The sequence below is a fragment of the Legionella sp. JM-2024 genome, assembly GCF_055389095.1.
The window spans coordinates 231,920-245,760 of record NZ_AP039388.1; the positions used below are offsets into that span (position 1 = coordinate 231,920).

Below are 13,841 nucleotides of genomic sequence, written 5' to 3' on the forward strand. Positions count from 1 at the left end.
ACATAAATAGAATTTATCACAACAATTAAAATAGATCATTTTAATTATTTGTTGAAGATCTGTACTCTTCATTTTAGGAGGGAAAGAAAATGAAAAATACAGCGTTCACCTTAATTACAGAGAATCATTACACTAAAGATTACGTACTTAAAAAGTCATTAGATAGCGACTCGGCTATAGGAATAGCCAAAAAAATATTAGCTGAAGTAATGATTTTTCGTCGTGTTCCGGAGACCATTAGCTTATGTGGTGTGGGATGTCAAAAGTGCGCTTCACCACATTTTCCAAAAATCATCTCAGCAGTTAAAAAGAATGAACCTGTTACTTTTATATTACCTGCCTTCCCAGGAAAGTCCCCAAACCCTGAGAAAGTTCTGGGCTCTCTACCAGATTATGCTGAACGACTTTCTCTTAATTTTTTGGGAACACTTTGTCAGCGAATAAAAAAATTTTATACACCGGGAATCAAGATTATTCTGTGTTCCGATGGAAGAGTTTTTAGTGATGTGATTGGAATGAAAGAAAGTAATGTCACCGCCTACCAAGTTGAGCTAGATAGACTTATCAAGGAAATGTCTCTTTCAGATCTATCCATTTTTAACCTGGATTATTTTTATAAGGATCTTCACTTTGTTCAAATGCGCGATGAACTCATGAAACGTTATGGACAGTCCTTAGACTTTCTTAAGCTCAAGATTCGCAACGGTGCAAAATCATCGTCAAGTCCAGATGAACAAGAGGCAAATCGTATGTACAGTGGAATTACTCGTTTTTTATTTGAAGACGCCATGCATGCAGGTCAAACAAAAAGTCGTTCGGCTATTCAAAAAGAATCTCGTTCTAAAGCCTATGAGGTCATAAGAAGAAGTAATGCCTGGAGCGCGCTAATTTCCGAATACTTTCCTGAGGCAGTTCGACTGTCCATCCATCCGCAAATTTGTGGGTCAAAAAAACTAGGAATTCGTTTAATAGGAAATGAAAGCTGGATGACTCCTTGGCATGGTGTTGCCGTTGAAAGCAAGAATGGATATGTCTTGCTGAAACGCTCAGAAGCTGAGGCTTTAGGTGCAAAATTAATTTATTCTTCTGATGGACGTCACAGTCATTATCAATTAATGACAGAGGTGGCCTATGAATTATAAAGTGACTCATCTAAAACCATTTGGTGTGCTCTTGGAATGTGTGAGCGAAAAGATGAAGGTGAACGATCTGGATATAGAGAGCTTGCGTCATTTATTTTGGAAGAATCAACTCGTTGTATTAAGAGGGTTTGATGCATTTCAAAATGCTGAGGATTTTTCTAATTATTGCGAATCCTGGGGAGAAATTAGTCTTTGGCCATTTGGAAAGGTACTTGAGTTAATTGAGCAAGAAGATCCGGAAGATCACATTTTTGATCATAGTTACATGCCCCTGCATTGGGATGGTATGTATCGACCCCAAGTCCCTGAATATCAGATTTTTCATTGTGTCAAAGCGCCTTTGCCTGGACAAGGAGGAAGGACAACTTTTTCAAACACAATTTTAGCTTTAAAGTTTGCGTCTTCTGAAGTAAAAGAATTTTGGAATAAAGTGACTGGTACTTATCAAAGAAAAATGGAATTTTATAGTAGTAAGACGGTATCGCCAATTATCACGAAGCACCCTCAAAAGGATTTTTCAGTAATTCGCTACAATGAACCTCCCACTGAAGACAAAGGTCATTTTGTAAACCCGCCAGATCTTGAATTTACTGGTATTAAGCATGAAGAGTTGGATTTTTTCCATCGAAGTCTGGAAAAAGCCCTTTATTCACCAGATAATCTCTATGCCCATGAGTGGCAAACTGGAGATATAGTCATCGCAGATAATTTTTCGCTATTACATGGTAGAGAAGGATTTGTCTCTAAATCCCCTCGTCATATTCAACGCGTTCATGTTTTGAGTAATCCTCCTTTTGATAATCCTGGTCTGGAGTCTTACGAATGAGTGCACAAGTTGCAGACGTTGTGATTGCTGGCGCTGGTCCGGTAGGCCTCATGTGTGCCTACCTGGGACAACTTTGTGGTATCCGTACTGTTATTGTCGATAAGTCTGATGGTCCTTTAGAGGTTGGTAGAGCGGATGCGCTTAATGCGCGCACTTTACAACTTCTTGAGCTAGTCGATTTATTTGATGAACTGTATCCTTTAGGAAAGGCCTGCAACACCAGTTCGGTTTGGGCAGACGGAAAATTCATTTCACGACAATCGTCATGGTGGGAGGAACTGGAGGGTTGTTTGCATAAACATTTCCTTATGCTTGGTCAGTCGTATATAGAAAAACTGTTAGATGAGAAACTTAAAGAGACTGCTGGCGCAGTAAAACGTTCAACAGCCCTTGTCAACATTGAGCTTAATAAGGCGGGATGTCTCACGACTCTTTCAAATGGAGAGCGTATTCAGTCAAACTACGTCATTGGTGCAGATGGTGCACGTTCCTTTGTTCGAAATCACTTTAAAATACCTTTTGAGATCATACGACCACAAATTGTATGGGCCGTAATAGACGGCATTATAGACACTGATTTTCCAAAAGTTCCTGAAATCATCGTATTTCAGACAGAAACGTCAGATGTGGCCTGGATCCCAAGGGAAGGGGAAATCGACAGGTTTTACGTAAGAATGGACACCAAAGACTTTACCTTGAAGGAAACAATTGACAAAATTAATCATGCCATGCAGCCTCATTCCTTAAGTTTTAAGGAGATTGTCTGGTTTTCACAATTTTCGGTCAAGGAATCTGTAGCCGAAAACTTCTTCGTTCAGAATCGTATTTTTCTTGTCGGCGACGCATGCCATATTCATTCAGTAAATGGTGGACAAGGTCTCAACACAGGCCTTGCAGACGCATTTAATCTCATGTGGAAGTTAAATATGGTAATGAATTTCGGAGCCTCCAAAGAACTTTTACAGAGTTATGAAGACGAGCGTAAACCAGTAGCTCACGATGTGATAGGGACTTCAGGTGAGCTTGTCCGTTCAACCAAGTATTCACTGAATGGAACACATGCCCAAGACTACGTAAAGATTATACAAAGACGTGCTGGGAATATCACTGGGATGGGGATTCGTTATGGAGAAGCAGGATTTCGTGGCTCTCGACTCTTTGATTTTGAAATTTTTAACGGCATCGTCAAAACACGACTTTACTCTCTTCTGGATTATATGAAATTCACCTTGCTAATCTTTGGTTATAGTGAATTGGATCTAAAGTTTCCAGAGTTTGTAAAGGTTATTCCAATTTATCCAAACCAATGCCAGGAAAATTTTTGGACAAATAACACGCGATATACAAACCAGGCCATTTTAGTGAGACCTGATTCATACATTCAATCCTCCGTGCCACTGGATAAAATTGAGTCCCTGTTAGAGTTGGCAAAGTTATGATAAAAAATCTGATTTTTTTAGCATTAGGAATGTTTACAGTAGGGTGCAACACATTTCTAATTGCCGGACTTCTTCCTCAAATAGGCCAAACGATTGGACAACCAGTTGCAGTAACCGGTCAAGGTATGACTATATTCAGCTTGACTTATCTTCTTTCAGCACCACTTTTTTCAATGCTCTTTGCTAATAAGTCGGTAAAGCGTATTATTCAACTCGCACTTATTGTATTCATCTGTGGCAATTTAATAACGCTACTTTCTGAAAATATCGTGCTGTTTTTGATTGGAAGGTCTCTTGCAGGAGTAGGAGCTGGGATTTTTACTCCGTTATGTATCACCATTGCAGTTTATTTTGTCAGTACCTCAGCCAAGGGACGAGTTTTAAGTTTTGTCTGGAGTGCTAACAGTGCAGGCGTAGTATTTGGCGTTCCTGTTGGACTTTACTTGTCTTCATTGTTTCATTGGCAGTTATCGATTGCCTGTCTTGTGATTTTAGGCTTAGTTGCATTAATTGGTTTTTCACTGCAAAACGCCGATATAAGATTGCCCAAGTCTCCACCATTTGGAGCCAGACTTCGCCTTATAGTCAATCCAACAACGCTATCGGTAATTGGAGTTACTTGTTTTACAGCCCTGGCAAGTTTAGGACTATACTCGTATATCGCCCTTATTCAATCAGGATCTCCTAATTCACTGGGCATGACGTTGTTCAGTTGGGGACTGGGAGGATTCATAGGAAGCTCACTGGTTGGAATTTTTATCGATCGAACCAGAAAACCACGGGTTATTATGGCCTTAATTTTAGTTGGCCTAATGCTTACTATAATTTCTATACCCTTCACCAAGAACTTGCCTTACTTGGGATTAATCTCTTTTTTTATGTGGGGTGTTTTCGGGTGGGCTATCGTTACTCCTCAGCAACACATTTTATATGAATTACATGAAAATCAGGGAACCATACTGGCCGCTATAAATTCTTCGGCCTTGGGGTTGGGAGCGGCTTTGGGAACGCTGCTTGGCGGCTTAATCATTTCTTCTGGATTCAGGGAAATCTATCTTCCTTTACCTGCCGCAACTTTATTACTCTTTGTATTGATATGTCAGCTAATGTTAATTAACCATTCAAATAAGGTGTATAGTACATGAATAGGCCTGTCGTCATTGTCGCTCCATTATCATCAGGAATAGAATTGGCTCCTGCTTTTAAAGCTCGGGGAATACCTGTTATTGCAATCACACTGAAACATCCGGATTGGGTTGGATTTGGAGCAAAAATTCAAACTTCCGACTTTATCGAGATTATTCCAGACCAACCAAATCTTGTAGAGGTGCTTAGAAAGTACGACCCTCTTGTCATTATTCCTGGTGCCGATGAAGGGGTTCCCCTCGCGGAGGCTCTGGCTGCAACCTTAACACCTCGGTTTGCTAATGATCCTAAAAAATCCCCTCATAGATTACACAAGGCTCTCATGCAAAAAGCTTTGCAGGAAGCAGGGGTTCCGACTCTCAAGACACTCAATACGTCATCCGAAAATGAAGCTGAAACCTGGATTAAGACAAACGGATTAATTGATTCTCCACTTGTAATTAAACCTCCTGTATCAGCCGGCAGTGATAAGGTTTTTCACATTCCAGCAAGAGGAGATTGGAAAAAGGCGTTCAACCGAGTTTTATCTGAGCCATCTAAAATTACCGGAAACATTAACGAAACCGTTGTTGTGCAGGAACAGGCTATTGGGACGGAATTTGCTGTAGGTACTGTGAGTGCCAATGGCAAACACTATTTAGCGCATTTAATTCAATACAATAAAACATCCTCTAATGATCGCAAAACGGTTTACGACTATGTCGAATTTGTGCCTTATAGTGAAGAAAGATATGGTGAATTATTTGATTATACTCAAAAAGCATTAGATGCTTTGGGAGTTCGCTGGGGGGCTGCTCACAATGAAGTCATGCTCACTAAGGATGGACCCCGTCTCATAGAAACAGGTGCCAGAATGTGCGGCGGTCCAGTGGTTGGCTTTGCTCGAGAAGCTACTGGTAGCAGTCAAGCGGATAAATTAGTTGAGATCTATGCCGATGGTGATGTCTCAGCCAAAGAATATGTATTTAAAAAAACAGTTGTGCCTGTTTTTTTGAAATCACTCGCTAAAGGAAAAATATCGAATGTTGAAGTCTTCGCTGACGTTTCTAAATTACCGACCTTTCTTAATGAACATATTTGGTTTAAAAATGGTGACCTTGTTCCACAAACGGTAGATTATCTTACGAGTATTGGAATTGTTGGGCTAGCTGGAGACCGCGAGTTAATTTTATTAGACTATGAAAAAATTCGAAACATGGAGTCGAAATTAGTTATCCAAAAATTTTAGAGAGTAAAACATCAATGCCAAGTAATCTAAGAAAGTACCGTATTTGGAATTGGATGTCTTTCACTTTTCCAATATACGGATACCGCTTGTCAGGAGTGAATTGAGAGGCGCTTGCCTGAGTTCTATTTACGTTTGGGCAGTGCCACAAATAATGAGCCTGAATGATTTAGTGCATTTGCTTCCACACCCGCTTGATCACCTTCTCCCTTATAGACGTCAACATGAGCTCCAACAATGGCGCCACCCGCGTCTTGGGCTACACACCATGAGGTAGATTTTTTGCAATTGTAGATAAAATTCATTCCAACAGGAATTACCCTGTGATCTGTTGCGCATGATGTATGTGGAGTCAGAGAAATATTTTCTGAACCATAAGGGCCACCATCTTCTTTAGCAAAAAATACAAAGCTTTGATCGCGATTGCGCAAATCGGCGGCTTTATCGGGATTGAGAGAATTTAGATATTTACGAATCAGCTTTTCTGTTGCAGCGCTTTGTTTGATTTTTTTAGACACGTTACAGCGCAATTTTGCTTCATCATGACATTTCGGATCTTTGGCGCAACGCTCCATTGCGTCCAGATTGCCACCACAGGTTGGGTCTTGTGCGCATTGGACTATGCGGCCAAGCATGGTGCGTGGCCTGCCATTGGCGCCATCGTAATTGAGATGAAATAATTGACCATCAAGAATTAATGAACCAGATCCTTGAAGCATTAAAAAAGCAGGATCATTGGGGTCTTTAACATGGCCAATGATATATTTTGGATCTAAAGCCCCGTGATTAATTTCTCCTCGATCTGGTGCTATAGAGTAGGCGCCATTGGCATTTTTCAGACAAAATCCACGCACCATTTTGCTAACCGGGTCAACTCCGCAAAGAGGCGCTTTCAAATTAAATTTTTTGCATTCCGAAGCAACACTTACAACCCCTGGGTTACTATAGATAGGATATAAAAATGCTCCTCCTTGTTTGGTGCGAGCCTCTAAAGGGGCTGGTGCGTAATAGGCAGTAAATTGAAACTCACCCTTTTTAAATCCAGCATGATTTTCAGGCCAGCCATCGCTTTTATACCAGTCAAATTCGGTTTTGATGTTCGATAAAAATTTTGGATAATCACCTTGGGCCGCTTTTGCAATAGTGAGCATTTTTTTGTTGGTATTCAGGCACCATTCCTGGCGTTTGAATTTTTGACCAGCTATAGTCACTGTCTGAAATTCACCATGGTAATTTTTGCAGTTTTCAATCTGATTATTTAATGCCTGGATCACTTCATCCATATTGCCTTTGGGGTTATTTAACGGCAGCTCTGATGATGAAATTTTATGAAATTTAAAACGCAACACACCAGGCTCTTTGGCGGCCATTTTCTGTCTTGAGGTTAAGTCCGCGAGCCTTCTAATATCTAAACAGCGCTGGATTGGATCAGCAGGGAGGGCTGCTTGAGTGATGATGCTAAAAGTCATCAGTGCAATTATTAAAGCGGATTGAAACATTAGCATCCTCCCCTAACTATTGATTTGAATTTGTAACAAGGATTATATCGGTTATTGGTCAGCCATCAAAGGGATGAATTTAGGTAAATTCTGTGATCCCAAACCAACCATTATACATAAATTGTGTCGAATCCCAATGGTTAATGATTCGCAGGCCAGGGCGGGAAATTTAATCGATAGTTAATATGAATAGCCCAGACTTATGGTTTTTAGTGGTTTTTGATAATCTCTCATTACTGAACTCAAAAATTTAAAATTCATCAGAGCTGCGGGGTTGCAGGAGGGGTATCGGCTTTCTCCATTGGAAAAGGTTTTTTTTCATCCAGGATATCGTTTAGTTCCTCATCGGTCAGTTCATTTAAGGCTCTTTTTAGTATCGCAGCATAATGTTCAAACATATCCAAGGATGCTTGATTAAGGGGTTTATCTGAGCCGGGCCTAAACATAGTATGTTCGGAGACATAAGTCATCAAATTTTGTCCTTTTCTATTCAAAGGATTATCGAAAAAATCAATTGGGATAGGTGGCTGATTAGCATAGTGATTGATTTGATCCAGCGAGAGGGCATAAGCGCTTTCGATTGTCTCATCAGATAAACCATAATTTTTAAATTTCTCAACAATCGGATCCAAATCCTGACATTCACAAAAAGCGCTTGAATACTCTTGATAATAAGCTTTTAATAAGAGCTTATCTAATAAGCTTTTTGACTGGCAGAGCTTGAGGAATTGCGCTGGAAAATCTGACCATCTGACCTCTCCTGAAGGAGCTGCAATTTTTGATAAGAACTGATGAAAATTCTTTTCTTTACTTGAAGCAGATAACAGTTTGATCGCAAACATAAAACAGGTTATCTCATCGTATTGAATGGCCTCAGAAGTCCAAAATATTTTATCGATAAAAGAAAATTTTTCTTTTGCATTAAATAAGCTTTCCTTGACAGCTTGATACACGATACTATCGGCTGCGTCCAAAATAGCAACGTTCATACGATTTCCAGTTGGCGTACCTGTTATTTGAATCTCTAAATTATTAAAGTGAGAAAAATTTTGCATTATGACCTGAACACGTTTTGTTTTGCCAATCTCTAATCGGTCATTTAGCAGTTCAGTGAATAAAGTACCTAAATCACTATAGGATATAACTCTTTGGTCATTTTCTTTGCTTGACTCCTTGCTTTTTTTATACGCTATCATCAATTTTACTATTGCCAAGCCTGCTGACGATAACTTATCTATATAATCTGTATGCAAAGAAGTATACTGTTCAGTATCTCTGTTTGCGCTTCTGAGTTTTTCTGCATAATTTAGAATGGCTAACATATCATTTCTTAATTCAGCTAATGGATAACTCATTTTGGTATCATGCAAATCTGTTTAAATAAATAATAGACAAATTGTGTTTCAATAACAAATAATGGATGTGACAAAAGGAACTTCAAGTTTATCAGGAATAGCTGATCGAGATAGTACGAGTAAAGGCAAAAGGGTACACATCCAAATGTTTGTTTTAATTTTACGACCAATATGATATATTATTGAGCAACATTACGTGCCATCAAATAGCTTATGTATAGTAAATATCCAGCGTTTTTCCCAAGTAAAAATACAAAATCTTCCTCAGGTGTACAGTTTACAAATATTGCAAAAACTTCCTCTGCAATCGAATCATTATACCGAGGTGATAATAATCTTTCAGGCGTCATTTTTCTTTTACCTACTCTGTTTACTGGAGTTTTTTGTCAAAGCTTCCCTGAAGTAGTAGATATTGAGCAAATAAGATTGCACAAATTAACAAACCTATCGAATGATTTTCATATGGTGAGTATGTCAGAAGATCCTCAAATTGCATTGGATTGGGGGAATGGATGCTTTATTACAATCGACCCTGCGTTATTTTCTGATTATATTGTAGATGTTCATGCAACCTTCCGTAAAAATCAGCTGAATTTTCCTGGTCGAATGGAACGGGAAAAAGAGCATACCGCCTTAGTTGTACCCTTTTGCAGCATAAAAAAAATAACGGTTCACGATAAAGAATTAGTTAACCCTTTTTATGTCAGTATATCTCCTGATAATCACGAAGCAATAATAGCGTTTAATACGCTCTACTGTCAGTTAATTTCACTTTTAAGAAAAAAATACACTCAAGAAGTGGATGAGGAAGAAGAGAAAATAGCATTACGCGATTATACGATGGCTTATTTAGAATTTTATGATAAGTTCAGTGGCAGTTCCAATCCTTTTCATCAAAGCCTTTCGGAACTATTCGGGCTCTATCCGGAATTTATGGAGAATTTTTTGCAATCGAATCATGTAACATCAAAAATATGCTTGCTGAAAGATCTTGCCCTGAATTCATCCGATAACTTATTTAATGAACATCCTTATACCAAGGGTATTGATGTTTCTTATATCAATAGAGATAAAAATAGCACTACTTGTTATGAAGATGACTGGTCAAAACCAATTTATGATTAGAAATAAGACAGATGGAATATTTAGAGAGTATTTAGGGTCAAGATCTGACCCTATTGCTATCAAGACTTTGGCTGGTATTTCTGCGATTTTTTCGCGAGAGAAACCTTATCAAAATTGAGTCACTTTATTTTCGATATTTGCTATGTATTGATTCATCGTTGTGGTCGCCATGGGTTTGTATGTTTTTAAACATACCTAGATTAACGCGAGGGGGAACACCTGCAGTTGTTATAGACACAGTTGAGTTTTGAAGATTATGGTTGTTAGCTGTCTCACCACCTCTTTTCGTTATATCGCGTGGTTGAAGTTTTAAGTGGCTTTTAAACAAGTTCAAGCTTTTGATTTTAGAAACACGTTGTGATGACAGTTTATCAATTAGCTTGTCACAGGCATCAGATCTTGCTTTATCCTCTTTAATATCAGCTATTTCCTTAAATCCTTGTCTCATCGTTCTTGGTACATCATGTATTATGAATCGATTCTGTTTAAGAGCACACAGAATAACTTCTTCATCTTCTTTATATCGCCCGGAAAAATTTTTATACAATAATGGCTGTTTCTCAATCGCTGCGATAACGATTTCTTTATCGTTCTTAAATACTTGTGCAGGGTCCTCTTTGAATTTGCCCAGATACATAAGAAAAAAGGGATCCTGTTTCACACGGCACAGAGTTTGATACCAAATTTTATAGGTTTCTATAAAATTCTTATAAAAATCCTTTGTTGGCAGGGGAATATATGGGAAATATTCCTTGAAAAAGAATTCCCACAACTTATCATTTTGTTGATGGATTAGCCGCCCTTTCAGTTCAGTGGAAGTAAATCTCAAACTCCATAAATCATTCCAGGTACTAAGGTATGAGCCAATTACAGTAAGCTCATCTTTACAAAGATCATTTAATGATTTGGTACCACGATTCTTTAAACGGTTACTTTTTGTCATTTTTTATCTCCTTATTGTGGCTTTTAATTTCTCAATGTGTTTTTGATGAGTAAATCTGACTTCAAGATGAATATAATGCTTTCTTTTTATTAAGAAAACATTAATAGTTAACAATAGAGTTATTAATTTTTTGTGCAGGACAATTCCAGAGCACAGACAAAGCTCGATTGCGTCTGACCCCATTGAGCCTCAGACTAAAAACTTGTCCAGAATTTTTCTGTTTCTCAGCTGAAATTATTCTTACGATAAAGCCAGAAAAAGCTATTAGAACAAACTTGACCTGATAGACACTTCTGAAAACCGGCGACTATCAAATCAAGTCTAAGTCGTATACAGTTAAGTTGTTTTCAAAATTCCGTTAAATAGACCTTCCAGTTTTTTATTTCTAGATTGACCAAATGTTTTTTTAGAAAAAAACATATCGCGATAATAGGTAGTATTTGATTGTTCTTCCAAGTTTTGCTTTGATTCTTTTGAGCGCGCTCTAAAGTATTTGGGAAGATTATTTTCTTTTGTCTTTTGAAGATTCTGAATCTTTTTGACTACTAGCATTTGATATTTATCTAAATGATCGTTGAAGTTTCGTAAGCAGTTCACTTTATTGGATAAAATTTTAGCAAAAGGTGAGTATCCTTTGCTGTCATTTTCTTGCAATGAATTGTGTCCATAAGCTTTCATTGTTTCTTTAGAAAACCACTGAAATGGGGTTAAAGAAGTTTCACTAAATAAATCCAAATTTTTTCGAGCATTTTTGTAGCCATGTTCTGGAGAGCATAATTCAACAAATTGATTAAACCGGTTTTGATATGAATTGGGTAAATAGCTCACTAAGTTACAATGACTAATTTCGGGAGAATTCAGAGCATTTATAATTGCAAAAAAAGGAGCGTAGGATTCTTGTTCTAATAATGCTTGTGCAATATCCAGCCAACGCCGAAATGCATTTATCTTGGTTTTGTTACGCTTATGGACTAAAATATCGTAAAATACAAAGGATTGAGTGAAAGCATCTAATTCTGTGATGTTGTCAAAACAATCAGATGTTTTTTCTCGAAAAAATTTCCCTAGTTTTTTAATTTCCTTTTTAGGCAAACTTGCCATTTCTTTTTTATATAATTTTTCAAAAATATTGACATAATTAAAAATTAAAGTTTGTTCCATTTGTTTATAATAATTTGCGAAATCCTTATGCCCATAGGGTATATTTTTTCCCTGCGAGACTAACAGCCGATCAAATTCAACGGAGGGAAGTTCTCCTTGCGAACATAAGTGACCAAATAAATGGTCTTTTTTTCTAATTAATAAATTAAAAAAATCAAATGGCTTATTTCTTCGAATAGTTTCCCTTATTTTTTGATAATTTAATTGAACAATATGCGTGCCAATACTAATAGCTTCATGCATCAAAGTTTGTGGTGTCGAAATTGCTAATATATTATTTTTATGGAGCTTTGTATTTAAATGGCTTAATCCAGAGTTTACAATTCGGCGAACTGTTTCAGCACAATTAATCCCATATGTTTTGTAACGTTTATTTTGAACTAAATATTCCATTTCTTTTAGCATGCGCTCTAAATCCAGACCATACAAACTTGAGGAATTCTTCTCATTGTTAATATGAATTGGTAATGTGACCGTTTGATCCGGATGGGCTCCAACTATAGGTTGCTTGTCAAGATTATTAATAATTTCTTCATCAATCTTTTTCTGAATTAATCTTCTTAAATTTGATAACTCATTGGATAAAGGGATATGCGGGATATTTATTAGTGATTCCCATTCAGGAAGCTGCTCATCAAGCATTTTTTTAATTGCGAGTCCATTATCATCTTCAAAAAAAACCGGAAGACTATTACATTTATCGTCTATATATGCTTGAATTTTTTTAAATGACTTGTTAACCCCTGTTAAGAAATTGTCATCTACTGAGCTATTCTTATGCTCTTTTAACAAAGGCAGCAACTTTTTTTGCAAAATGCCAATAATATGTTGATTTTCAAGTTGTTTAAAATGGGGAATATTTTTTTTATATAAATTATAAAGCGGCATAATATCCGCATTTTTATTAAGAAGAACTCGGCAGTCTCTTATAAAAGCTTCTAAAAAATTTATATCGTTTATTTCTTTATCAGATAATAAAGAAGTTTTTTCATTGAGAAACTTAATTCGTTGGCTCTCTAATGCCTTAATTAATTGCTCTAAGGCCTGCAATTTGTCAGAAGTTGTCCTGATACCTTTTTCTGTATAATTCTTTTTAATTCTTAAAATGTTTCTTTCTATTTTTAGGTTCAGTTTGGAAAAAAGAGAAAGAACATCAAAATGCTCGGGAATGTTTCCATTTAATGCATTGTATAATAACTTGTCCCATTTTGATGAATGATTTTCTTTTAAAAATTTTTTTAGTTGTTTGAAATCATTTTTGTGCTCTTTTTTAAGGAACTCAATAAAGTTTTCAGAAAATTTTGTAGTATTATCAATCCATAATAGTTTGTTTTCAAAAAAATAATCGCTTAACAGTTGTTTTAACTTTGAATTTAATTGTTCAAGCTGATTTATTAATTCAAAATCTTCAGTGGTGTAAACAGAGGTTAAGTCCATCTTTTTAGGGCCAAGCATTATGGTATGAGAAATAGGAATTTTACCTTTAATTTTTTTTTCTTTAGGTTGAAAAAATTCTTGATCATCAAGTGTCCATTTAAATTTTCTGCTTTTCCACTCTGCTTCATAGTCTTCACTAGGGGTATTTAGGCTAAACGAATTATTGCTTCCAGGAAACCAACTAAAATAAACAACAATCTGTTTTGCTTGATAAGCAATCTCTTCGGACCTGATAAACTGATCTGTTTCTTCTTCATAGTGTAATGATGGAGTTATATTGCTATTGATATAATAGGGTATTCCATTTGTGTCGCAATATTTTTTTACTAAAGCCAGGTTTTCTTCATTATAAGGAATTTTTAAAGCGACAGAAGCATGACCAATATTACCTCCGAATAATCCTGTTTTCAGATTTTCTTTGAAGTTTGATAATTTTTTATTTTTAGTCCCCCAGGTTCGAATTTCTATAGTTCCATTATTAGATGGGGTTGTAACGTTATGAGTTTTAGGCATAAATTTATCCGATGAAATTAATACGTTTCT

10 protein-coding genes are annotated in these 13,841 nt (G+C 36.8%); 6 read left to right on the forward strand and 4 right to left on the reverse strand.

Annotation, left to right across the window (positions count from 1 at the left end; genetic code table 11):
• Window positions 1–89 precede the first annotated feature (89 nt).
• From ACZ5EK_RS01030 to ACZ5EK_RS01050, 5 genes are read left to right on the forward strand one after another with little or no spacing between them, the layout of a single operon-like run.
• Window positions 90–1,142 carry an L-tyrosine/L-tryptophan isonitrile synthase family protein gene (locus tag ACZ5EK_RS01030; protein WP_464430944.1) on the forward strand — a complete coding sequence of 351 codons (1,053 nt, stop codon included), beginning with the start codon at window positions 90–92 and terminating at the stop codon, window positions 1,140–1,142.
• On the forward strand, window positions 1,132–1,968 hold the full coding sequence (locus ACZ5EK_RS01035) for a TauD/TfdA dioxygenase family protein (RefSeq protein WP_464430945.1): 837 nt from the start codon (window positions 1,132–1,134) through the stop codon (window positions 1,966–1,968). The genes ACZ5EK_RS01030 and ACZ5EK_RS01035 overlap by 11 nt, the downstream gene beginning before the upstream one ends.
• Complete coding sequence (locus ACZ5EK_RS01040) at window positions 1,965–3,407, forward strand: FAD-binding protein (RefSeq protein WP_464430946.1); 1,443 nt, start codon at window positions 1,965–1,967, stop codon at window positions 3,405–3,407. Before ACZ5EK_RS01035 ends, ACZ5EK_RS01040 begins: the two co-directional genes overlap by 4 nt.
• The gene (locus tag ACZ5EK_RS01045; protein WP_464430947.1) at window positions 3,404–4,552 is read left to right on the forward strand and encodes an MFS transporter; all 1,149 of its coding nucleotides are present in this window, start codon (window positions 3,404–3,406) and stop codon (window positions 4,550–4,552) included. Before ACZ5EK_RS01040 ends, ACZ5EK_RS01045 begins: the two co-directional genes overlap by 4 nt.
• A complete protein-coding gene (locus tag ACZ5EK_RS01050) occupies window positions 4,549–5,781 on the forward strand; it encodes an ATP-grasp domain-containing protein (RefSeq protein ID WP_464430948.1) in 1,233 nt (410 codons plus the stop codon). The genes ACZ5EK_RS01045 and ACZ5EK_RS01050 overlap by 4 nt, the downstream gene beginning before the upstream one ends.
• 122 nt (window positions 5,782–5,903) lie before the next feature.
• On the opposite strand, the gene ACZ5EK_RS01055 is transcribed toward ACZ5EK_RS01050, so the two are convergent.
• Both ACZ5EK_RS01055 and ACZ5EK_RS01060 read right to left on the reverse strand, forming a co-directional pair.
• Window positions 5,904–7,277 (reverse strand): MltA domain-containing protein, encoded by a 1,374-nt coding sequence (locus ACZ5EK_RS01055; protein WP_464430949.1) that lies wholly within the window; start codon window positions 7,275–7,277, stop codon window positions 5,904–5,906.
• A gap of 260 nt (window positions 7,278–7,537) precedes the next feature.
• Window positions 7,538–8,632 carry a hypothetical protein gene (locus tag ACZ5EK_RS01060; protein ID WP_464430950.1) on the reverse strand — a complete coding sequence of 365 codons (1,095 nt, stop codon included), beginning with the start codon at window positions 8,630–8,632 and terminating at the stop codon, window positions 7,538–7,540.
• A 213-nt stretch (window positions 8,633–8,845) separates the two neighbouring features.
• On the opposite strand from ACZ5EK_RS01060, the gene lart1 reads away from it, so the two are divergent.
• The gene (lart1, locus tag ACZ5EK_RS01065; RefSeq protein ID WP_464430951.1) at window positions 8,846–9,757 is read left to right on the forward strand and encodes an NAD(+)--arginine ADP-ribosyltransferase Lart1; all 912 of its coding nucleotides are present in this window, start codon (window positions 8,846–8,848) and stop codon (window positions 9,755–9,757) included.
• Between the two features lie 124 nt (window positions 9,758–9,881).
• Here lart1 and ACZ5EK_RS01070 read toward each other — a convergent pair whose 3' ends face one another.
• Together ACZ5EK_RS01070 and ACZ5EK_RS01075 are read right to left on the reverse strand one after the other, a co-directional pair.
• Complete coding sequence (locus ACZ5EK_RS01070) at window positions 9,882–10,700, reverse strand: DUF4116 domain-containing protein (RefSeq protein WP_464430952.1); 819 nt, start codon at window positions 10,698–10,700, stop codon at window positions 9,882–9,884.
• Window positions 10,701–11,036: 336 nt separating this feature from the next.
• Window positions 11,037–13,811, reverse strand: coding sequence for a RasGEF domain-containing protein (locus ACZ5EK_RS01075; protein ID WP_464430953.1), 2,775 nt, complete (start codon window positions 13,809–13,811; stop codon window positions 11,037–11,039).
• Window positions 13,812–13,841: the final 30 nt, after the last annotated feature.